Origin of the sequence: Nocardioides antri (genome assembly GCF_008373765.1) — a bacterium.
GTDB lineage: Bacteria > Actinomycetota > Actinomycetes > Propionibacteriales > Nocardioidaceae > Nocardioides > Nocardioides antri.
In genome coordinates, this window is the sequence record NZ_VUJW01000009.1 from 1 (window position 1) to 21427 (window position 21427).

The following is a 21427-nucleotide window of genomic DNA, read 5'->3' on the forward strand; positions in this document are numbered from 1 at the left end:
GCGTCATGGATCTCGGGACCGCCTCTCTCCTCCACCCGGCCGACGGGTCGAGGTCGGAGGAGCTGCTGGCCTGGATCCGCGCCCACCGCACCGTTATCGCGGAGCGGGAGATCGCCACGCTTCGCGCGATCGCCGAATGGGCCGGCGAGCACGTCGTGGATGAGGAGTCCGGTGACGCCGCGACGTTGACCGAGCGTGGCCTGGACACCGGCCTCCCGGTCGCCGGCCCCGGCGAGCCGCTGGTCTCGGACTTCGCGGTCATGGAGCTCGCCGCGCTCCTCGGCCGGTCCTTGGACTCGGGGCGCTCCTACGTCGGGCAGGTCGTCGAGCTCGCCTACCGGCTGCCGAAGACCTGGGCACGGGTGCTGGAGGGTCGGGTGCCGGTGTGGAAGGCGCTGCGGGTCGCCGACACCACCCGCACCCTCCCCGAAGACGCCGCCGGATTCGTGGACCGCCACCTCGCCCCGTTCGCCCACGGGATCACCTGGGCCCAGGTCGACCGGCTCGTCGAGGAAGCCCTGGCCAGGTTCGACCCGGAAACCGCTGAGGAGAAGCGCCGGGAGGCGCAGGACCACCGGCACTTCGACATCGACCTCGCCCAGGTCGGCTACGACGGCGTCGCCCACGTCTCCGGGCTGCTCGACGCAGCCGACGCCCTCGACCTGGAACACGCCATCGCCCGCCGGGCCAAGGTCCTCGGCCAGCTCGGCTGCCAGGAGACCCTCGACGTCCGAAGGTCGATCGCGGCCGGTGAGCTCGCCCGCCACGACCTCGCGTTGGACCTCCAGATCGCCGACCCCGACACCGGGGAGACCACCCGCACCGTCCCCGGTCGCAAGGTCGAGCTCGTCCTCCACCTCTCAGCGACCGAGGTCTCGACAAGCTCGACCAACAACGTCGCCCGGTTCGCAAACACCCGCACCCCAATCTCCGCCGAGCAGATCAAGCGATGGATCAGTGCGCCCGGCACGAACGTCGTCGTCCGCCCGGTCCTCGACCTGGCCGGCCACCAGCCCGTCGACTCCTACGAGATCCCCGACCGGATCCGACGCCAGGTCACCCTGCGCGACCACCACTGCGTCTTCCCCCACTGCACGATCTCGACAAGCCCGACCAACCGGACCTCACGCTGCGACCTCGACCACATCCGAGCCCACGCCGACGGCGGCGCGACCTGCCCCTGCAACCTCGCCCCACTGTGCCGCGGCCACCACCGCCTCAAGACCGCCGGCCGAATGACCTACCGGATGCTCACCCCGGGCACCTACCTGTGGACCGGACCCACCGGACAATGGCTCGTCGACCCCACCGGCACCCACGACCTCAGCTCGGCTCCGCCCGACCAGTAGCCACCACGCCCCACACCCCGCCGAGAGGCGGGGCTGTCGGCATGCCCCGAGACCCATCCCTCATCCGAGGAGCCGGAGCCGCGTGGGTCTCGCGCGGTGGCTGCAGTCGGTGCCGCCCCACCCACCGCGCGGCACCCACGAAAGGCGCAGCCAAGCACAGCCGCCCGCAGCGCTCAGAGCAGCTCGATCGACGACACCCGCCACCCGTCATCGGTCCGGACCGCCTCGACCCGGATCTGTGCCGGCGCCCGGTTGACCGAGCCGTCGGTGGTGCGGACCGTTTCCTGGTCGAGGAACACCAGGAGCTCGGCCGACGAGCCCGTGAGTCGTTGCACCCCGACCCGGGACACCGTCGATCGGTGGATCAGCTTCTGGCGTGGACCGACGGCGGCGAGGACGTCGTAGATCTGCTGATACTGCTCGGAGGCCGCACCCGTCAGGAACGACGCAGCGGGCTTCTCGGCGCGATGCGGGTGGCGGTAGTCATAGACGAGGATCCGCCCGAGCCCGTCCTCGACGGCCGTGACGACCTCGGCCGTCGCGTCCGCGTCGACGACGGCGACGTTGAGGCGGTCGGACGGCGAGGGTACCGACGAGGGCGGGGCGACCAGGACGGTCGCGATCGCGGCGACAGCGGCGCCGACCAGCACGGCCGTGGCGGTACGCAGCCCCTGCAGGGTGCTCATCGCTCCAGCTCCATCGGCGTCAGCGCCGTCACCAGCCACCGCTCGTCGACACGTTGCAGCTCGACGACGTATCGATGCCGATCGATCGCGTCTGCACCGGACCGCGGCGTCACGGTGACCTCGGTGAACGCGAGGACCTCGGCGCTGCCTGCGGAGACGTCGAGCTCGACGACGGCCGCCTCGACCACCCGCGCGGTGGACACCGCCCCGGCCTTGGCGAGCGCCACGACCTCCTTCTCGCCGATGCCCTCGATCTGGTCGCCCAGCCCGCCCGTGGTCACCGACTCCCACGCGTCGATCCCGCCCGGGACGTCGCGGTGGTCGAGGGTGTTGAGTGTCTCCACCGCCGCACTGGCTGCGATCAGCACCTGGTCCCGGGTCTCCGCGGCGTGCGCCGTGTCCGTCGGTACGGCGTCGGGGCGGGCGCCCTGCCAGAGCAGGACGGCTCCCGCAGCGAGGGCCAGAACAGCCGCAGCGTACGCCCGGTGGCGCCACCGCCGGATCGCCGCACCGTCGGCCGTCTCGCTGCCCCGGCGACGGACCGTCACCACCTTCCGGTCCGCCAGCGCGTCCGCGCGAGCTTCGACCTCTACCGTCATGTCCTCACCTCTCGTCGTTCGGTGCGCCGCTGGCTCCGCGCACCAACGGGCTCTGGCAGCGCACGTCGGTGCGCAGCCGGCCATCGGACGTCTCCAGGCCCTCGCGGCGCGCGGTCTCGCCGTAGCCGGTGGTGCACGGGACCGGGTCGGTCACGTTGGCGACGAGCCCCATCCGGAGGAAGCCGCCCTGGAGGGCGGAGGAGTACGCGTCGATCACGTACGGCGCACGCCCGAGCACGTCCGCGATCTCCGCGCGCCGGCTCGCGAGCACACCGTTGAGCGTCAGCAGGTCGCCGAACAGGCCGGAGAGCGGAGCGCCGATCTCGGTGATCAGACGGCCGAATTGCCGCGCAGCGCCGGGCGCCCTACTGATCAGGTCGTCGATGGACCGGTCGGAGGCGGCCAGGGTCTCCGCGATCAGGCGCAGGTCCGCGCTGAACGACCGGATGTGGTCGGAGTTCTCGACCTGGGTCCGGAGCACCGCCTCGCCCTTGTGGATCAGCGACGACGTCGCCGCGAAGCCGTCGCTGGCGTGCCGCACCAGTCCCGAGGAGGCGTCGAGCAGCACCCGCAGGTCGTCACCGGTCCCCTGGGTGGCGTCGTAGAGCTCGGTGACCACGCGCCGCAGGTCGCGGGTCGGGACGGACTCGTTGAACGCCACCAGGTCGCCCATCAGGTCCTCGAGCGGGATCGGCAGCCGCTCCTCCGTGACGGTCAGCGTGTCCCCGTCCACCAGGGAACGACCACCTGCCTCGGTCGGCCGGAGGTCGAGGTACTGCTCGCCGATCGCCGACCTGGTCCGGACGAGGACCTCCACGGCGCGGGGGATGTCGATGTCGGAGGTGATCACCACCTCGGCGCGGACCCCCTCGGGTCCGGCGCGCATCTCCTCGACCCGTCCCACCGGCACGCCGCGGTAGGTCACCTCGGCGTTCTGGAACAGCCCGCCGGCCCGCGGCATCTCGACCGTCACGTGGTAACCGGCGAGGCCGACGAGGCGGGGTACGCCGACGTACGTCGCAGCGACGTAGGTGATGCCGAGCGCCGCGATCACGACGAACGCGGTGATCTGCAACCGGAGCCGGAGCGCGCTCATCCCGACACCTCCGGAGTCGGCTCGGTCGGCTGGTCCTCGGGCGGCGCTTCGAAGAGCAGCGGCACGGGGTCGGCGTCGGTGCGATACGGCCACCTGTCGTCGGGCTGGGAGAGGAACCCGGTGCTGCTGAGGTGGAGCGTGACGTAGAGGTTCAGGTAGTCGCCGCGCGCCGCCTCCAAGACGGCATCGGTGAACGGGAAGGTCAGGAGCACCTCGAGCGAGAGCGGCAGGTCCCGGCCGGTCCGTGCCAGCTGGTCCAGGACGGGTGCCAGCGCGTCGAGATCGGCGGCGATGTCGTCGCCGGCCCGGTCGAGCACGTCGAGGGTCACGACGCTGAGGCGGTCGAGCGCCTCGAGCATCCCGACGAGCTCGCTGCGCTGGTCGGCGAGCGCCTCGATGCCCGGCGTCAGGTCGGTGAGCACCCGGTCGATCTGCGCGCGGTTGTCGTCGAGTGACGTGCTGAGCGCGTGCAGGCCGTCGATGGCGTCGGTGATCGACGTACGCCGCCGGTCGAGGCTGCCCACGAGGTCACCCATCTCCTCCAGGAACGCACGGACGCCGTCGGTGCGGCCACCGCCGACCGCCTGCAGCTCGCGGGAGATGGTCTGGAACTGGGCGATGCCGCCACCGTTGAGCAGGGCCGAGAGGGCTCCGAGCACCTCCTCCGCGCCGACCGCCTGCGACGTGCGGAGCCGCTCGAGCCGGGCGCCGTCGGCCAGGGCGTCCGCGCTGTCGCCCGGCTCGAGCGCGACGTACTTCTCCCCCAGCAGGCTCGTCTGCTGGATTCGTGCGCTGGTGTCGGCGGAGAGGCCGAGGTCCCCCCGGATGCGCAGGGTGACCACGGCGCTCCGTCCGTCGGGGGCGAGGTCGATCGCGGTGACCTCGCCGACGTCGACGTGGTCGAGCTTGACTCCCGAGTGCGGCACCAGGTCGAGGACGTCGCCGAACTCGGCGGTGATCGTCATCGGCCGCTGGCCGAGGTCGGCGCCGCCGGGGAGCGGCATCTCGTAGACGCCGCCGGTCACGCCGCAGCCGGTCACCGGCAGTGCGATCGTCGCGCCGGCGACGACCGCGGCGAGCGTACGACGAAGGGCGGGTGTGCGCGGGCGGCTCATCCGGCGCCCTCCTCTCGCGGCGGTGAGAGCGGCAGCGGCAGGCGTGCGGTGCCGGGGTCCCAGAGCGTGACGTCGTTGGGGTTGCCCCGCCCGACCAGCAGCCGCCTGCCCGCGTCGTAGGAACGGAGCACGTTCTGGACGGTCACAGGAGCGACGGCCAGCATCTGTGCGAGCGACCGTTCGCGCTGCACGAGCAGGTCGACCGTGGCACCCAGCTCGCGGACAGAGGTGTCGATGTGCCCGCGGTTGTCCTCGATGAAGCGCTCGACGAGGCCCACCGCGACCGCGAGGTGGCGCAGGCCGTCCTGCATCACGCGCCGGTCCGTGGCCAGCGTCCGGGTGACGCGGGCGAGCTGCCGGTCGACGTCCGCGACGTGGCCGTCGTTCGCCAGGAGCACCCGCGCGAACCGGTCGAGGTTGTCGACGATGGCGAAGGTGTCGGCACCGGAGTCGGACAGAGTCCCGGTCGCCGCCCCGAGGTCGGCGAGCACCTGGCGGATCCGGCGGCCGTTGCCGCCGAGGTTCTCGGAGCCGACGGAGATCAGCTCCGACAGCGCCCCGTCGCGGTTCGCCCCCTCGGGGCCGAGGAGGGACACGACCTGGTCCAGGCTCTCGTAGAGCTGGTCGACCTCGACCGGCACGGCGGTGCGGGCAGTGGGGATCGTCGTACCCGCCTCCAACCGCGGGCCGTCGGTCCACGGCTCCGAGAGCTGCACGTAGCGGTCGCTGACCAGGGTCGGCGCGACGATCACGGCATGGGTGGAGGCCGCCACTGCCACCTCGGCATCGATCTCGAGCTCGACGCGCACCAGGTCGCCGTCCGGGTGGACGCCGGTGACCTTGCCGACCTTCACCCCGAGGACCCGGACGTCCGAGCCGGCGTAGAGACCGACCGCGCTCTCGAACTCCGCGGTGACGCGCATCGGCTCCTGGTCCGTGCTGGCGCGGAGCACGAGCAGCCCGGCGAGGACCGCCACGAGCGCGACGGCTGCGCCGGCGGCCCGGATCCTGGCTCCCGTGAGGCGCGTCATCGGCCCCCACCCCCTTCCGGGTGGCAGTTGCGCTGCCGGTCGGGGTCGAGGTGCGGTCGCTGCACCCCGTCGACCTCGGTGAAGAGGCCGCAGAGGTAACCGTCGACCCACGGGCCGGAGCCCGTCGCGTCGGTCAGCAGCGTGTAGTACGGCCCGAGGAGCCGCAGCGCCTCGTCGATGTGGTCCTCGTTGCGCTGGAGGATCCGCGAGACGCGGTCGAGCTTGGCCAGCGCGGGCGCGAGCACCTCCTCGTTGTCGCCGATGACGCCGACGACCTGGCGCGAGAGCTGCCGTGTGCCACGGAGCAGGAGCCTCATCGCGTCGCGACGCGCGTCCAGCTCGGTGAGCAGCAGGTCACCGTCGACGAGCAGGTCCTCGACCTCCCCGTCGAGGTCGGCCATGGTCCCGGAGACGCTCCGCATGCTTCTCAGCAGCGTCGCCAGCTCCTCGTCGCGGCTGGAGATCGTCTTCGCCAGCCCCGACAGTCCGTCCAGCATCGCGCGGACGTCCGCCGGGGTGTCCTCGAAGGAGGCGCTCATCGCGCGGAAGCTGTCGGCGAGCTGCTCGACGTCGATCTCCTCCAGGTTGGTGGCGAGCCCGCTCGTGGCCTCGGCGATGTCGAACGGCACCGTCGTGCGCTCCAGCGGGATCGGGTCGTCCGGGTCGAGCTCCTCCTCGCCGTCCGGCTCGAGCGCGACGTACTTCTGCCCGAGCAGCGTCTTGATCTTGATGGCCGCGCTGGTCCGGTCGCCCAGCCAGGCGTCCTTCACGGTGAAGGCCACCACGACCTCCGTGCCGTCGAGGCGTACGTCGGTGACCTTGCCGACCTTGACGCCCGCGACCCGCACCTCGCTCGACGTCGTGAGTCCGGCGGCCTCGGCGAAGTGCGCCGTGTACGTCGTGCCGCGCCCGATCACCGGCAGCGACTCGGAGTAGAACGTCGCCAGGAACCCGGCGACCAGCAGCACCGTGCCGACCACCGCGATCCACGCGGGGTTCCGCTCGCTGAAGGACCTCATCACCTGCACCTCTCCGCGCCGGCGTCGGCACCCTTGCCGCCCTCGTAGCCCTCGACGTCGGGGATCGCGCCACCGACGGAGCAGAGGTAGAAGTTGACCCACGACCCGTAGCTCGCGGTGCGGCCAACGGCCTCGAGCTTCCGGGGCAGGTTCTCGAAGATGCGGTCGAGGTCGGCCTCGGCCGCCACCAGGTTGCCTGCGAGCCCGTCCAGGCCGCGGATGGTCCGCCCGATCGGCACCCGGCTCCCGGCCAGGAGGCCACCGAGACCCTCGGTCACGTGCCCCATCGACTCGACGGCGTCGCCGATGCTGTCGCGGTCGCCGGCCAGCCCGGACACCAGCTGCTGCAGCGACGTGACGAGGCCTCGCAGGTCGTCGCTGCGGCTGTCGACGGTCTCGAGCACGCGCGAGAGCTGGGTGATGACCTCGCCGATCACCTCGTCGCGGTCGGCGAGGGTCGAGGTGATGCCGGCCGTGTGCCGCAGCAGGCCCGCCATCGTCGTACCGTCGCCCTGCAGCACCTGGATCACCTGGAACGACAGCTCGTTGACGTCCTCGGGCGACAGCAGCCGGAACAGCGGCTGGAAGCCGTTGAAGAGCTGGGTGAGGTCGAGAGCCGGCCGGGTCCGCTCGACCGGGATCGTCGAGCCCGGCTCGAGGTCGCCGGTCGCCGTACCCTGCTCGAGCGCGAGGTAGCGCTGGCCGATCAGGTTGCGGAACCGGATCTCGGCCTCGACGTCGGACCTCAGGTCGACCGCGGTGTCGACGGTGAACGTCACCTGCGCGAGCCGGCGGTCCACGATCTCGACCTCGGTCACCTGACCGACCCGCACGCCGGCGACCCGCACGTCGTCGCCCGCGTTGAGGCTGGGTGCCTCCACGAACACCGCCCGGTACGTCGTGCCGGGCGCCGCGCTGCCGTTGAGGATGGTGAACGCGAGCACCGCGGTGGCCAGCGTGGTCGTCACGATGAAGACCGCGCTCTTCCAGAGGGGTCCGAGGACGGAGCTGCTGCCCGCGCTCATCGCGCACCCTCCGGCGTGCTGAGCGGTCCCGCGATCAGCGGCGTCCACGCCGGGAGCGCGGCGTACGCCGGGTCCGTGCTGCCACCCGTGCTGGGGCACCGCGGTGGCGCTCCCGGCGACAGCGCCGGGCTGTCGCCCGCCCCGTAGGGACTGCGCGCAGGTACGACGAACAGCTCGACGTGGAGTCCCGGCTCGTCCGTGCCCGCTCCGAGCGCGGCGTCGGTCCGCGGGATCAGATCCGTCAGCGCTCGCCCCAGGCACGGGAAGCTGGGTGCGTAGTGGGCGAGGACCTCGAGCACCGCACGGCTCTGCTCCGACAGCCCGACGATGGTCCCTACCTCGGGTGCGAGCCAGCCGGTCGTCGTGCCGGCCGCCCCGGTCACCGTGCCGAAGAGCTCCTCCAGCGCCTCGCGCCGCTCCACCACGGTGCGGCTGACGACGGACAGGTCGTCCATCGCCGCCAGCAGGTCCGGGGCCGCTTCGGCGTAGGTGTCCGCGACCTCCGCGAGTCGGTCGAGCCCGCGGGTGAGTGCCGGCACCTCGGGGTTCAGGCGCCGGAGGTAGTCGCCCCACTCGACCATCGCGTCGCCCAGGGCCGCGCCCTGCCCGCGGAGCGCGGAGGCGAGCTCGCTGAGCGCGGCGTTGAGCTCGGCCGGCTCGACCGCCGTGAGCACGGGGAGCAGCGAGTCGAAGACGTGCTCGACCGCGAGCGCCTCGTCGGAGGCGTCCTGCCGGAGCACGTCGCCGTCCCTCAGGCCGGTCTCGTCGTCGGCGCCCTCCTGCACGATGCTGACGTACCGCTCGCCGAAGAGCGTCTCGGGCACCATCCGCACGACCGCGGCGCGCGGGATCGTCCCGGCGCGGTCGGACTCGATGTCGAGGACCAGGGTCGCGCCGTCGGCGGTCGGCCGGATGTCGTCGACCGTACCGACCGGGACACCGAGGTACTTCACCTCCGATCCCGGACGCAGGGCGTTGCCGATGTCGCCCGCCTCGACGAGCACGCGGACGTCGTCGGTGAAGACCTTCTGGTAGGCCGCCATCGAGCCGGCCAGGACGAGGAGCCCGATGCCGATGTAGGCGAAGCCCAGCACGATGTCGACACCGCGCCTCATCCGGCGATCCTCACGGTTGTCGTCGTGCCCCACAGTGCGAGCGACAGCACGAAGTCGAGCACGGCGACGGTGACGATGGTGCGTCGTACCGCCCGTCCCACCGCGCGCCCGACGCCGGCCGGCCCGCCGGTGGCGTGGAAGCCGTAGTAGCAGTGGATCATGATCACGATCACCGCGAACGCGAGAACCTTCGCGAAGGAAAGCAGGATGTCGATCGGCGGCAGGAACAGCCCGAAGTAGTGGTCGTAGGTCCCGGCGGACTGGCCGTAGAAGTAGACCGTGATCGCGCGCGAGCCGAGGTACGACGTCAGCAGGCCGATCACGTAGAGCGGGATAACGGCGACGAACCCGGCGATGATCCGGCAGGTCACCAGGTAGGGAACGCTGCGGACCGCCATCACCTCGAGTGCGTCGATCTCCTCCGAGATCCGCATCGCACCCAGCTGCGCGGTGAACCCGGAGCCGACCGTGGCGGACAACGCGAGGCTCGCGACCAGCGGGGCGATCTCGCGGGTGTTGAAGTAGGCCGAGATGAAGCCGTTCAGCACGGACGCGCCGATCTGGTTGAGGGCGGCGTACCCCTGCATCCCGACGACGGTGCCGGTGAACAGGCTCATGCCCACCATCACCCCGATCGTGCCGCCGATCACGGCGAGCGCGCCGGAGCCGAACGTGACGTCCGCCAGCACCCGGACGACGTCCCTCGGGTAGCGGTGCAGCGCGCCGGGCACCCAGGCGAGCGCGCGTGCGTGGAACCGCAGCTCGCTGCCGAGGTCGGCGATCGCGGCGACCGGCCGGAGGAGGAGCGCCCGCATGCTCACGCCCCCTTCGCCGGGACGATCTGGAGGTAGAGAGTCGTGACCACGAAGTTGACGAAGAAGAGCAGGAGGAAGGTGACGACGACCGCCTTGTTCACGGCGTCGCCGACCCCCTTCGGCCCCGGCGCCGGGTTGAGCCCGCAGTGGGCGGCGACGACGCCGGCGAGGAAGCCGAAGATGAGGGCCTTGATCTCACCGACGAAGAGGTCGGCGATCTGCGCCAGCGCCGTGAAGCTGCTGAGGTACGCCCCCGGCGTGCCGCCCTGGACCACGACGTTGAACACGTAGCCGCCCGCGACCCCGACCACCGAGACGAGCCCGTTGAGCAGCGCGGCGACGCCCATCGCCGCCACCACGCGCGGCACGACCAGTCGCTCCACCGGCGAGATCCCGAGGACCTTCATCGCGTCGATCTCCTCGCGGATCGTGCGCGCGCCGAGGTCGGCACAGATGGCAGCACCGCCGGCCCCGGCGATCGCGAGGCAGGTGACGATCGGCGACGCCTGCTGGATCACCGCGAGGACACTGGCCGCGCCGGTGAAGGACTGCGCGCCGATCTGCACCGTCAGCGTGCCGAGCTGGAGCGCGATGACCGCGCCGAACGGGATCGCCACCAGCGCCGCCGGCAGGATCGAGACGCTCGCGACGAACCAGAACTGCTCGAGCACCTCGCGCCACCGCGGGCGGCGGGTCAGCATCAGCCGGATGACGTCGAGCGCCAGCGCGTAGAGCGACCCGACGTTGCGCGTCCCGCGCAGCACCGGTCCGTACGACGGCGGCAGCGGCGGGTCGGGACGTTCGACGTCCGGCGGCGGCTGTCGTACGACGAGCGCGTCGACGTCGCCCGCGGCACGGACCCGGGCGGCGTGCCGGGCGGCGCCCACCCGGTCGGGCAGACCGGGGGACGACACGAGCTGGGGAGCCAGCGTCTCGGCGCACGCGTAGAACCTCGCCGTCGGTCGGAGCACGTGGCGACCGCGGTCGGCCTCCTCGGCCATGCCGATCGGGCCGTGGATGCCGCCGTGGAGGAACTGGACGACGGTCGGGTCGTCAGTCGTGAGGACCGCCTCCCGGGGCCCGAACATCACGAGCTCCTTGCGGAAGAGCATGCCGAGGTTGTCGGGCAGGGTGGCGGCGATGTCGATGTTGTGGGTGACCACCAGCACCGTCGCGTCGGTCTGGGCGTTGACGTCGACCAGCAGCTGGGCGAGGAACGCCGTCCGGACCGGATCGAGCCCGCTGTCGGGCTCGTCGCACAACACCAGCTCGGGCTCGAGGACGAGGCTGCGCGCGAGACCGGCCCGCTTGCGCATGCCGCCCGACACCTCGCCGGGGAGCTTGTGCTCGGCGCCGAGGAGGCCGACCAGGTCGAGCTTCTCGCCGACCCTCGCCCGGATCTCCGCCTCGGTCATCCGGGTGTGCTCCCGCAGCGGGAAGGCGACGTTGTCCCGCAGGGTCATCGACCCGAACAGGGCGCCGTCCTGGAACAGGACGCCGATGCCGCGTCGTACCCCCTCGAGCTCGGCCTGCGAGGCCGTGACGACGTCGACGCCGTCGATCACGGCCGAGCCGGCCTCGGGGGTGACCAGGCCCATCAGCGCCTTGAGGAGCACGGACTTGCCGGTGCCCGAGGGCCCGAGGAGCGCCGTGATCTCGCCCGCGGGAAGCTCGAAGCTCACGTCCCGCCAGATGTTCTGCCGGCCGAACGTCTTCGTCAGCCCTTCGACGTGCACGCTCGCGCCCACGCTGCCCCTCCCCTGTCGTTCCCGGACTCCGACTCCCTGCGGTGAGACTCGTCGGCGGCCGGGTGACCGGCAACGCGGGCACCCGCCGGGACACCCCGCGTTACCGAACCGTTACCGCCCCTTGTGACCGCGGGCACAGCGCCCATCAGCGGTCCAGCGGGTAGGTCGGCGGCGTCGTGTCCGGCCACGGCTTGCCGATGGAGATCGGCCCCTGCCGGACGGTGAGTTCGTTGTCAGGCCCGGACACCATCGACGTGACCAGCCGGTCGAGGTGCGGGCTGCCGCACCCGCGGAACGCCGGGACGTCGATCGCGCCGCTCAGCTCTCCGCCCTGGTACGGGAGGTAGCCCGGCCCCGCCTCGAGGCGCAGGTCGACGGGCGCGCGGCACACGCCGGTCAGGTCGGCGACTGCCCGGCCGTCGAGGGCGAGGCCGGTGATCCGGATCTCGGCACGGCCCTCCATGACGTGGTCGCCCTCGCCGAGGACCGGTCCCCCGCCGACCACCCACGGCTCCGGGAACTGCCCGTCGCGGACCTGGGCGATCTGCACCGTCGCCTCTGCCGGGATCAGGCCGAACGCGAGCGTCCGCACGCCGAACTCCGGACCCTCGCCGTACCGGTGCGTGCTGCGGGAGGGCGACATGATGTAGACCTCGGCCCGCACGTTCGGCGGGTCCGCTCCGTCGTCGGCGTTGCCGATGTTCGCCCACAGGGCGAGGCGCGGGAGCCGGAACCACTGGCGCCCGACGGCGATCTCGCCCCGCCCCGAGGACGCGACGGAGCCGCTGAGCTGGCCGTCCTGCGGCGGCGGCAGCCCGTCGTCCCCGGACGCCTCCGACGCGCTGAGGCCCACCCCTCCGCACAGGGCCATCACGGCCGCACCCCGCGCCCAGCGGGACCGTCGGCTGCTCACAGCGGCGCAACGTCGGCGCAGGACGGCGCCTCGCGGATCGCCGACATCAACGGCTTGCTGAGGCCGGCCAGGTCCAGCACGAACCCCGGGTAGTCGGCGCCGTCGACCTGGAGCCCGCCGGTCGCGGCGAACGCCTTCCGGATGGTCGCCGGCGGATGGGCGGCCGAGCCTGCCAACGACCTGCCGACCCGGCGGGCGACGCGGCCCGCCTCGTCGAGGTGGCGCAGCGCCGTCCGGTATGCCGACCGCTCGCGGTCGCCGGGAGGCGCCTCGAGGCCGGTCAGGTCCGCATGCTGCTGCTCCAGCTGGTCGGCCATCGTCGCGAACATCCCGGAGAGGACGCCGAGCGCGCCCGCGACGTCGGACTCGTCGATCTGCGGCGGTTCCAGGGCGGTGGCGGTCTGCGCCACCGTGGCGCACATCCCGTCCGCCCACTCCACCACCGGGTCCACCGGGGCCACCTCGGTGGCCGCTTCGGCGGGCGGCTCCCCCGAGCTCTCGGTCTTCTGGTCGTCGCCGCCGCAGGCGGTGAGCGACAGCACCGCTGCCAGCCCCACTGTCGCAGCCGCCACTCTCCCCCGTGGATCGGTCTTCGTCATCATCGGTTCCTGCCCGTCCGTTCGATGCGGTGCGGTCGCGCCGTCGCCTACCGGCGACGACGCGACCGCGATTGCTGCGTTCCCCACCCGAGCAGGGGTCAGCTACTTCGATCTCAGTTGTTCGGCGTGAGCTTCGCCGTGATGGTGTTGCCGGGACCGGCCATGAAGGTGCTGATCATCGACCCGAACTGGCCGCACTGGTCGTTGAGCGCCGGCAGCGTGTAGGTGCCGCCGATCGGTCCGCCCACCAGCGGGTTGAACGGGTCGGCCTTCGAGTCCAGCTTGATCGCAGCCGGGGTCACCGTCTTGCAGTTCGCACCGCCACCGACCGGGAAGCCCCAGAGGCTGACCGACTTGAGCACGACGTACATCGACGAGTTCGAGACCAGGTGCCCGCCGGTCAGGCTGCCCTTGGTCTTGCCGACCTGCTGGAAGCCGATCTTCGCCGTGGCGGGCAGGAAGCCCATCACCTTGAACGACCCGGCGGTGTCGTTGAGGACGAGGTCGGCGTCGTACCTGCCCGTGGCCAGGTCGAAGTTGGCGTTGATCGAGCCCTTCAGCGGGACGTTGCCGTTCGCAGCCTTGATGAACGAGCTGCCGGTGAGCGCGAACTTGTAGTTGATCCCGCCCGTGCTGCCACCGGTCACGGTGACGCTCACGGTGTTGGTCGCGGTGCCGCCCTTGCCGTCGGCCACCTTGTAGGTGAACGAGTCGGAGCCGACGTATCCCGCAGCAGGCTTGTAGTTCGCGGTCGAGCCGGCGACGGTCGCCGTACCGTGCGCCGGAGCGGTCACGGTGTAGGTGAGGGTGTCACCGTCGGGGTCACTGCCCTTGAGCGGGATCGAGACCGCGGTGTCCTTCGGCGTGGTGGCGCTCACCGGGTCCGCCTTCGGCGGGTTGTTGGTGGGCGTCGAGCCGCTCACGGTGACGTTGACGGTCGCGGTCGCCGTGTCCTGGCCGTCGGAGACGGTGTAGGTGAACGAGTCGGCGCCGGTGTAGCCGGCGGCTGACTTGTACGTCGCGGTCGAGCCGCTCACGGTGGCGGTGCCGTGGGCCGGGGTGCTGACGGTGTAGGTCAGCGGGTCACCGTCGGCGTCCTGTCCCTTGAGCGGGATCTGCACCGCGGTGGCGGTGGTGGCGGTCGCCGAGACGTTGGTCGCGGTCGGCGGGGTGTTGTCGCCGGAGTCCCCCACGATCGGGAACCGGGCGAGCTCGGTGTCCTGGCCCGGCTTCAGCGTGCACGGGACGTCGAACGAGCCGTCCGGCTTGCCGCCGGGGAGCGCGATCGGCTCACCGGCCGCGTTGCGGGCGATGATGTTGAGGTCCAGGGCGCCGATGTTGATGACGCCCTCACCCGCCTCCGGGAAGGTCAGCGAGGGGGTCTGACCGGTCGCCACGATGTCGAACGCACCCGAGGCCGGGACCGGGGTCTTGGCGACGGTGACCGGGACCTGGACGTCGGCCAGGTTGACCTGGGGCGCCTGCACGCTCACGTGCGAGATCGCCTTGCCCTCGATCGTCTTCGCACCGATCAGGGAGAGGCCCGAGGTCGTGTTCGCGCTGACGGTGCTGATCGCCTCGATGTCGAACGGGGCGGTCGGCTCGCCGGCCACTGCCTGGTCCGGCAGCGCCACCTCGATGGCCACGGTCAGGTCCTGGCCGTTGATCAGCGGGTAGACGCAGGTGTAGTTGAGGGTGATGTTGGCGGGCGCGGCACTCGCCGGGGTCGATGCCCCAGCCCCGGCCAGCAAGCCCACCCCGAGCGCACTCGAGGCAGCGAGTGCCAGTGCCCTCCTGGGCCGCATGGTGATTCCCATGATGTTCCTTCTCCCGTACTCAGGTTGGTTGGTGCCGGCCGAGAACCGCCCGGCGTGGCACACAGTTCGACCAGCTCCGAGAGGGCCGCAACGAACCGGTGCGGTCCCGGTCGTTCGTTACCGAAACGAGATCGCCGCTTGCGACGGGGGTGAGCGGACCGCTCCTGGGGCCGCTGGTGACTTGTCATCACGCTCACGCCGGGCGGGGATCGTGCCTGCCAGCGCCGGACATGGCGTCAGGCCCGCAATCCGTGGACAGGGGGGTGATCGCACGGATTGCGGGCCTGACTGGGGAGGGCCTGTCGTCCGGTGGCGTGGAGCGACGCCGCCGAGCGGGCCCGGTCGGGGCCGGCAGCAGCGCGCTGCCGGCCCCGAGAACTGGGCTAGCGGACCATCTTCACCGTGAGCTCGGCGGCGCTCGGCGTGGCGACGGCGGACCCGGCGTACTTGACGTCGAAGGTCGCCTTGCCCCGCTTGAGCCGCTTGGTGACCTTGCGCGGGATCGTCAGCACCGCCTGGCCCTCGGAGAGCGTGCCCTTCGCGACGACCTTGCCCTTGCGCTTGATCGTGACCTTGCCCGTCGGCGTCAGCGCCGGCGCCGTGGTCACGACCTTGACCTTGATCGGCTTGCCGATCTTGGCGCGCTTCCGCGCCGGGGTCGCCTTGGTCGTCGTGGGCGCCTTCGCCACCTCGACGGTCACGCTCGCGCTTGCCTCGGCCACGCCGTCGGAGACGGTGTAGGTGAAGGTGTCGGTGCCGACGAAGCCGTCGTCCGGCGTGTACGTCGCCACGTCGCCCGCGAGTGAGACGGAGCCGTTCGCGCCGTCGGCCGCCGCGTAGGTCAGCGGGTCACCGTCGGCGTCCGACCCCGCCAGCGTCAGCACGACCGACTTGCTCGCCGTGGTCGTGCCCGCCACATCGGTGGCGTCCGGAGCCGTGTTCGACCCCGGGTCGCCGACGATGGGGAACGTCGCCAGCCGCTGGTCCTGTCCGGGCTCGACGGTGCACGGGGCGTCGAACGAGCCGTCCGGGTGGCCGCCGGGCAGCGCGATCGGCTCGCCGGAGGAGTTGCGGGCGATCATCCGCAGGTCGAGGTTGCCGATGTCGATGGTGCCCTGACCCACCTGGGGGAAGGTCAGCGACGGGGTCTGGCCGGTGGCGGGAATGTCGAACGCCCCCGAGGCCGGGACCGGCGTCTGCGGGATCGTGACCGGCACCTGGACGTCGGGCAGGTTGACCTGCGGCGCCTGCACGTTGACGTGCGAGATCGCCGTGCCCTCGATGGTCTTGGCGCCGATCAGTGCCAGACCCGAGGTGGTGGTCGCGCTGACAGTGCTGACCGCCTCGATGTCGAACGGCGCGGTGGGGACGCCCACCTCGGCCTCTGCCGGCAGGTCGACCGTGATGTCCACGGTCAGGTCCTGCTGGTTGATCAACGGGTACGTGCACGTGTAGTCGAGGGTCAGGGTCGCTGCCGCGGACGCGGGCGCGACGCCCGACCCGACGAGCAATCCGGCACCGAGCCCCCCTGCGGCAACGACGGCCAACCCTCGTCTGGCCTGCTTGGTGAATCCCACGAATCTCCCTCTCCCGGCTCTGCGGACATGTGGGACCACCCTTTCGAGGGCGGGCCGGCAGCGGCCACGCAGCGGTCGACGGACCGTCGACCTTTACCGAACCGAGATCCGTTCTTGCGACCTAGGTGACTGTGGCCCGGCGCTCGGTGACCCAGCTCGCCACCTGCGAGCGGTTGTTGAAGCCGAGCTTCGACAAGATGTGCTCGACGTGCGTCTCCGCGGTGCGTTGCGCGATGACCAGCTCGTCCGCGATCTCGCGGTTCGTCATCCCACGGGCGACCAGCTCGGCGACCTGCTGCTCCCGCGGGGTCAGCGGGCTGGCGGGCGGAGCATCGAGCTGTTCGTCGTCCCAGCTCGTGAGGGCGTACTCGAGGACCTCCGTCAGCGTCATCTCGGCCCCGACCGTGAACTCCTCGGCGGCGGTGTCCCACCCGAGCCGCCCGGTGACCTCCGCGGTGTCGTTCTCGACCTGCGGCGCGAACGCGCCGTAGCGGCGGGGCGAGGTGCCCAACGACCGCCAGACGGTCGCGGCCGCCCCGAACAAGCGCGCCGAGCGGCGGTCGTGGAGGGTGCGCGCGGCCACGCCGGACAGCACGGTCAGGGCGAAGGCGATGATCGCGCGGTCACGCAGCTCCATCTGACGGCGCAGCACCACCTCGCACAGCTTGCGGGACTCGACGAGGTCTCCCGCGAGGTACTCCGCCGCGCCGAGGGACCACAACGCCCAGCACCGCCAGAACCACTCGCCGCGCGCGGCGTACTCGTCGATGCACTCGCGCAGGACGGCGCGGCCACGGTCGAGGTCGCCGTTGAGCGCGAGCGCGATGCCGAAGTTGTAGGTCGACCACAGCTCACCGCCCAGGTCACCGAGCTCGTGGAGGCTCCGGGCCGCCCGGCCGAACAGGTCGACCGCGGTCGGCATGTCGTTGCCGATCAGGGCGTGGTAGGCCTCGACGTGCTGGCAGTACGCCGCCGCCAGGTCGTCGCCGTTCGCGGCCGCGAGCTGCTTGCCCTCCGCCAGCGCGACCTCGTAGGCGGGCTCGTCGCCCTGGACGATCGCGAGGAAGGCGTAGTTCCACATCAGCTTGGCCCGGCCGGGCGCGTTCGGCGCGGCGACCTCGAGGAGCTTGCTGATCTGGATGCGGCCCTCGGTGTTGAAACCGCGCAGCACCCAGTACTCCTTGAACGAGTGGGCCATCTCCATGCCGATGGCGGCCTCCGCGGGGTCCTGGGCGCAGAAGTCCAGGGCGAGCCGGAGGTTGCTGTGCTCGCGGCCGAGGCGTTCGATCCACGCGGCCTGGTCGGGGCCGACCCACTCGGCGGCGAACTGCGCCGTGAGCCCGACGTAGAAGTCGCGGTGTCGCCGCTGCCAGTGGGACAGGTCGTCCGCGTCCCGCAACCGGTCCTGGCCGTACTGCCGCACCGTCTCGAGCATCCGGAAGCGGACGATGCCCGCCTGCTCGACCCGCAGCAGGATCGACTTGTCGATGAGGCCGTCGATGACGTCGAGGATCTCGTCCGTCTCGAGGCCGTCGCCGCTGCAGACGGCCTCCGCGGCGTCGAGGAAGACACTGCCAGCGAACACCGAGAGCCGCTTCCACAGCAGGCGCTCCTGCGCGCTGCACAGCTCGTAGCTCCAGTCGATGAGGCCGCGCAACGTCTCGTGCCGGGCCGGCCCGATCCGGCGGGGCCCCTTGAGGAGGGTGAACTGGCGGTCGAGCCGCTCGCACACCTGGCGGACAGACAGGGCACGGAGTCGCACCGCGGCCAGCTCGATCGCCAACGGCAGCCCGTCGAGCTGGTGGCAGAGGCGCACGACGTCCTCGGCATTCTCGGGGGTGATCGCGAAGTCGGGGACGACGGCCGTGGCCCGGTCGACGAACAGCCGGGCGGCGTCGTACTCCAGCAGGCGGCCGGTCGCCTCGCCCGGCTCCGGAATGCTCAGTGGCCGGACCGGCAGGATCCGCTCGCCCTCGACGCCGAGCGACTGCCGGCTGGTGGCGAGCACGACGAGGCCGGGACACGCCCTCACCAGGGTGTCGACGAGGGCGGCGCACTCCTCGACGAGGTGCTCGCAGTTGTCGAGGACCAGCAGCACCGAGCGATCCCGGAGCTCGGACACCACGAGGTCGAGCGGTGACCGGGTGGAGCGGTCGGCGACGCCCACCGCCTCGGCCGCGGTGCTCGCCAGCAGCGCGCCTTCCCGCAGGTCGGCCAGCGTGACGAACAGGACGCCGTCGGCGAACTGGTCGGCGACGGCGGCAGCAACGCGGGAGGCGAGGCGGGTCTTGCCGACACCGCCCGGGCCGGTGAGGGTGACGATCGACGAGACGTCGATCAGCCTCCGGAGCTCTGCAGTCTCGGACTCGCGTCCGACGTACGTCGTCACCTCGACGGGCAGTGGCTCCGGCGTCGTCGTCATCGCGCCCCCATCGCCATACCGAGGTCCTCCCGACCCTACGTACGTCTCCCGGGCCGCGAGTTTACGCATTTACCCCGATGGCACATAGGGGCGTGCGATGAAACCCTCCGTCACAACGGGAGGTAGCGGCGCCGGCGGCGTCCGCTCGTACGCATCGCGGTGGCACCGGTCTCGGGTGCCGCCCTCAGGGGTGGGAAATGATTGTGACGCTGCAGCCATCGGCACGAACCGGCACGCGAGTGGAGGCTCCACTCGGACAACGCTCGGGAAGCGGCGCGTTCGCGCTGCCGCCGGAGATCGCCCGGGTGGCGAGGTCCCTGACGGAGCCGCTCACCGACCAGATGACCGGGGTGATCCAGGACCGGATCTCCCCGTTCCGGAACCGCCATCGCGAGGACCTCCTGGCGATCCTCCAGGAACCGATCCGGGCAGGCATCACGAGCTTCATCGAGATCCTCGAGAACGGGCCCGGCCGGCGACCGGACATCGAGGCGCTGTTCCAGGACGTCGGCCGTCAGGAAGCGCTCCACGGCAACTCCCTGGAGAACCTGCGGGCGATCATGCTGATCGCCGCGCGCAGCTCGTGGCATGTCATCCATCGCCGGTGCCGCGAGCTGCAGGTGCCGGACGGGGTCCTCGGGCGGCTCGGGGACCTGCTCTTCGCCCACATCGACAACCTCGAGCGGCAGATCTCGATCGGCTACCTCGGTGCCCAGAGCGAGCTGCAGCAGGACGCGGCACGTTGGCGCGGCCCGCTCATCGCCGCCCTGCTGTCGGGGGCGCAGTCGGCGAACCTCGAGGAGCTGGCAGCGTCGACCGGCTGGCGACTTCCCCAGTCGGTCCAGGTGATCGCCGTCGGCACGCCGGCGGGCGCCGACCTGCCGGACGTGGCAGGGCTGCCGGACACCGCGCTGGTCCAGGTGGACCAGCCGGTCACCACTGTGATCACCGCGGCCAGCCACGCCCAGGGCGTCCTGACACGGGTGCGGGCGGCGTTCGCCGGCCTGCCCGTCGCGGTGAGCTGGTCCGTTTCGGTCCACGACACCGCGGACGGCGCGCGATGGGCGTCCCGGGCGCTCGAGCTGCGCGAGCTCGGCGTGCTGCCGGCCGACCCGGTGCTGCAGTGCTCCGACCACGTCGCCACGCTGTGGCTGCACGCCGAGCCGTTGCTGCGGCAGCTGGTCATCGAGCGCCACCTGGCGCCGCTCATGCGAGAGCCGGAGCGGAGCCGGCAGGTGCTGTCCGAGACGCTGCTGCTCTACCTCGAGACCCACGGCAGCGCGCCCGCGCTGGCCGAGCAGCTCGACGTCCACCCGCAGACGGTGCGCTACCGGCTGCGCCGCCTGCGCGAGATGTTCGGCGACCTCATCGACTCCTCCGAGTCACTCACGCTGCTGCTGGCACTGCGCTCGAGCCTCGCCCTGTGGCGTGCCGGCCACGAGGACTGAGGACCGAGACCGGATCGACCCTGCCGTCAGGCCGGTGCCCACCTTCGGAGCTTCTCGGGGTTCCGCACGGCCCAGATGCTCCTGATCCGGCCATGCGCGCCTTCGAACGCCAGCACCGTCTCGACGACGTCGTCCCGCTGCACGACGAGACCGGGCAGTCCGTTCACCCGCCGTTCCCGGATCGTCATCCCAGGCTCCCTCGCGGCGATCTCGACGAGCGTCTGCGCCACCAGCGGGGCTCCCTCGATCGGGACGAGCATCGCGCTGACGAGCCCGCCACCGTCGGCGACGGCGGTGACGTCCGGGTCGAGGATGCTCACGAGGGCCGGGACGTCCCTGTCCTCCCATGCCTGCTTGAACCTGCTGACGGTCTCGGCCAGCTGCGGGCCCGGTGTCCGCTGAGCGTGGACCGAGGCGACCCGACGGCGGGCCGAGGAGGCCAGCTGTCGACAAGCCCCGGGCGTCCGGCCGACGATCTCGGCGACGTCGGCGAACGGGTAGCCGAACACGTCGTGGAGCACGAACGCGACCCGCTCGGCCGGCGTCATCGACTCGAGCACCACCAGGAAGGCCATGGTGATCGACTCGTCGAGCGTGACCCGGTCGACCGGGTCCTCGGGCGCGCTGCCAGGTCGGCCGCTGACCCATGCCGCGCGGTCGGGGAGTGGTTCGGGGATCCACTCGCCGACGTAGCTCTCCCGTCGGGCGCGAGCCGACCGTAGCAGGTCGAGACAGATCCGGCTGGCGACCTTGGTCATCCAGGCCCCGGGAGACTCCACGGCATCGCGCTGGCCGGGCGACATGGCGTACCAGCGGGCGTAGGTCTCCTGGACCACGTCCTCGGCATCGGCGAACGAGCCCAGCAGCCGGTAGGCGAGGTTGATCAGGTGGCGCCGCTCACCCACGAGCGCGGTCAGGCTCCCGTCGGGCGGGTGCTCCTCCGGACTGGGTGCGGTGGTCATCTTGTCGGCAGCTCCTCGGTCTCATCTTCTCGATCTTGCCGCACCTCTCCGACGAGGTAGACCGCCGAGATGTGAGGCGCGCGCCTCACAC

The 21427-nt window shown here is 71.7% G+C and carries 18 protein-coding genes; 2 read left to right on the forward strand and 16 right to left on the reverse strand.

Annotated features, from left to right (window positions below; translation table 11 throughout):
• A partial coding sequence (locus F0U47_RS21275) for an HNH endonuclease signature motif containing protein (protein WP_188111369.1) occupies positions 1 to 1349 on the forward strand: 1349 nt, incomplete at its 5' end.
• A 173-nt stretch (positions 1350 to 1522) separates the two neighbouring features.
• Here the strand turns inward: F0U47_RS21275 and F0U47_RS14585 are convergent.
• From F0U47_RS14585 to F0U47_RS14660, 15 genes are all read right to left on the reverse strand, one after another.
• Entirely contained in the window at positions 1523 to 2035 is a 513-nt protein-coding gene (locus F0U47_RS14585; protein ID WP_149751214.1) for a hypothetical protein, read from the reverse strand.
• Positions 2032 to 2634 (reverse strand): hypothetical protein, encoded by a 603-nt coding sequence (locus F0U47_RS21280; protein WP_188111370.1) that lies wholly within the window; start codon positions 2632 to 2634, stop codon positions 2032 to 2034. The genes F0U47_RS14585 and F0U47_RS21280 overlap by 4 nt, the downstream gene beginning before the upstream one ends.
• Before the next feature lie 4 nt (positions 2635 to 2638).
• The gene (locus F0U47_RS14595; protein ID WP_149751215.1) at positions 2639 to 3730 is read right to left on the reverse strand and encodes an MlaD family protein; all 1092 of its coding nucleotides are present in this window, start codon (positions 3728 to 3730) and stop codon (positions 2639 to 2641) included.
• Positions 3727 to 4845, reverse strand: coding sequence for an MCE family protein (locus F0U47_RS14600; protein ID WP_149751216.1), 1119 nt, complete (start codon positions 4843 to 4845; stop codon positions 3727 to 3729). Before F0U47_RS14600 ends, F0U47_RS14595 begins: the two co-directional genes overlap by 4 nt.
• Positions 4842 to 5876: an MCE family protein gene (locus F0U47_RS14605; protein ID WP_149751217.1), complete on the reverse strand. Its 1035-nt coding sequence runs from the start codon at positions 5874 to 5876 to the stop codon at positions 4842 to 4844. Before F0U47_RS14605 ends, F0U47_RS14600 begins: the two co-directional genes overlap by 4 nt.
• Positions 5873 to 6895, reverse strand: coding sequence for an MCE family protein (locus F0U47_RS14610; protein ID WP_149751218.1), 1023 nt, complete (start codon positions 6893 to 6895; stop codon positions 5873 to 5875). The genes F0U47_RS14605 and F0U47_RS14610 overlap by 4 nt, the downstream gene beginning before the upstream one ends.
• Positions 6895 to 7920, reverse strand: coding sequence for an MCE family protein (locus tag F0U47_RS14615; protein WP_149751219.1), 1026 nt, complete (start codon positions 7918 to 7920; stop codon positions 6895 to 6897). The genes F0U47_RS14610 and F0U47_RS14615 overlap by 1 nt, the downstream gene beginning before the upstream one ends.
• On the reverse strand, positions 7917 to 9035 hold the full coding sequence (locus F0U47_RS14620; RefSeq protein WP_149751220.1) for an MCE family protein: 1119 nt from the start codon (positions 9033 to 9035) through the stop codon (positions 7917 to 7919). Before F0U47_RS14620 ends, F0U47_RS14615 begins: the two co-directional genes overlap by 4 nt.
• On the reverse strand, positions 9032 to 9850 hold the full coding sequence (locus tag F0U47_RS14625; protein ID WP_149751221.1) for an MlaE family ABC transporter permease: 819 nt from the start codon (positions 9848 to 9850) through the stop codon (positions 9032 to 9034). Before F0U47_RS14625 ends, F0U47_RS14620 begins: the two co-directional genes overlap by 4 nt.
• A 2-nt stretch (positions 9851 to 9852) precedes the next feature.
• Positions 9853 to 11598: an ABC transporter permease gene (locus F0U47_RS22600; RefSeq protein WP_438362075.1), complete on the reverse strand. Its 1746-nt coding sequence runs from the start codon at positions 11596 to 11598 to the stop codon at positions 9853 to 9855.
• 145 nt (positions 11599 to 11743) lie between these two features.
• A complete protein-coding gene (locus tag F0U47_RS14640) occupies positions 11744 to 12511 on the reverse strand; it encodes a hypothetical protein (RefSeq protein WP_149751222.1) in 768 nt (255 codons plus the stop codon).
• Positions 12508 to 13110: a hypothetical protein gene (locus tag F0U47_RS14645; protein ID WP_149751223.1), complete on the reverse strand. Its 603-nt coding sequence runs from the start codon at positions 13108 to 13110 to the stop codon at positions 12508 to 12510. The genes F0U47_RS14640 and F0U47_RS14645 overlap by 4 nt, the downstream gene beginning before the upstream one ends.
• A 113-nt stretch (positions 13111 to 13223) precedes the next feature.
• A complete protein-coding gene (locus F0U47_RS14650; protein ID WP_149751224.1) occupies positions 13224 to 14927 on the reverse strand; it encodes an Ig-like domain-containing protein in 1704 nt (567 codons plus the stop codon).
• 383 nt (positions 14928 to 15310) lie between these two features.
• Entirely contained in the window at positions 15311 to 16504 is a 1194-nt protein-coding gene (locus F0U47_RS21285; protein WP_188111371.1) for an Ig-like domain-containing protein, read from the reverse strand.
• A 121-nt stretch (positions 16505 to 16625) separates the two neighbouring features.
• Positions 16626 to 18926 carry an ATP-binding protein gene (locus F0U47_RS14660; RefSeq protein WP_149751225.1) on the reverse strand — a complete coding sequence of 767 codons (2301 nt, stop codon included), beginning with the start codon at positions 18924 to 18926 and terminating at the stop codon, positions 16626 to 16628.
• Between the two features lie 239 nt (positions 18927 to 19165).
• Here F0U47_RS14660 and F0U47_RS14665 point away from each other — a divergent pair, with 239 nt between their 5' ends.
• Positions 19166 to 20374 carry a PucR-like N-terminal domain-containing protein gene (locus tag F0U47_RS14665; protein ID WP_188111372.1) on the forward strand — a complete coding sequence of 403 codons (1209 nt, stop codon included), beginning with the start codon at positions 19166 to 19168 and terminating at the stop codon, positions 20372 to 20374.
• Between the two features lie 26 nt (positions 20375 to 20400).
• Here the strand turns inward: F0U47_RS14665 and sigJ are convergent, their stop codons facing one another.
• Positions 20401 to 21336, reverse strand: coding sequence for an RNA polymerase sigma factor SigJ (gene sigJ / locus F0U47_RS14670; protein ID WP_149751227.1), 936 nt, complete (start codon positions 21334 to 21336; stop codon positions 20401 to 20403).
• Positions 21337 to 21427: the final 91 nt, after the last annotated feature.

Bases quoted from the DNA above. Each gene is read 5' to 3' on its own strand.
- F0U47_RS14585 (WP_149751214.1), bottom strand. From the start codon at position 2,035: ATGAGCACCCTGCAGGGGCTGCGTACCGCCACGGCCGTGCTGGTCGGC.
- F0U47_RS14595 (WP_149751215.1), bottom strand. From the start codon at position 3,730: ATGAGCGCGCTCCGGCTCCGGTTGCAGATCACCGCGTTCGTCGTGATC.
- F0U47_RS14660 (WP_149751225.1), bottom strand. From the start codon at position 18,926: ATGACGACGACGCCGGAGCCACTGCCCGTCGAGGTGACGACGTACGTC.
- F0U47_RS14615 (WP_149751219.1), bottom strand. From the start codon at position 7,920: ATGAGCGCGGGCAGCAGCTCCGTCCTCGGACCCCTCTGGAAGAGCGCG.
- F0U47_RS14625 (WP_149751221.1), bottom strand. From the start codon at position 9,850: ATGCGGGCGCTCCTCCTCCGGCCGGTCGCCGCGATCGCCGACCTCGGC.
- sigJ (WP_149751227.1), bottom strand. From the start codon at position 21,336: ATGACCACCGCACCCAGTCCGGAGGAGCACCCGCCCGACGGGAGCCTG.
- F0U47_RS14645 (WP_149751223.1), bottom strand. From the start codon at position 13,110: ATGACGAAGACCGATCCACGGGGGAGAGTGGCGGCTGCGACAGTGGGG.
- F0U47_RS14600 (WP_149751216.1), bottom strand. From the start codon at position 4,845: ATGAGCCGCCCGCGCACACCCGCCCTTCGTCGTACGCTCGCCGCGGTC.
- F0U47_RS14610 (WP_149751218.1), bottom strand. From the start codon at position 6,895: ATGAGGTCCTTCAGCGAGCGGAACCCCGCGTGGATCGCGGTGGTCGGC.
- F0U47_RS14620 (WP_149751220.1), bottom strand. From the start codon at position 9,035: ATGAGGCGCGGTGTCGACATCGTGCTGGGCTTCGCCTACATCGGCATC.
- F0U47_RS14650 (WP_149751224.1), bottom strand. From the start codon at position 14,927: ATGGGAATCACCATGCGGCCCAGGAGGGCACTGGCACTCGCTGCCTCG.
- F0U47_RS14605 (WP_149751217.1), bottom strand. From the start codon at position 5,876: ATGACGCGCCTCACGGGAGCCAGGATCCGGGCCGCCGGCGCAGCCGTC.
- F0U47_RS21280 (WP_188111370.1), bottom strand. From the start codon at position 2,634: ATGACGGTAGAGGTCGAAGCTCGCGCGGACGCGCTGGCGGACCGGAAG.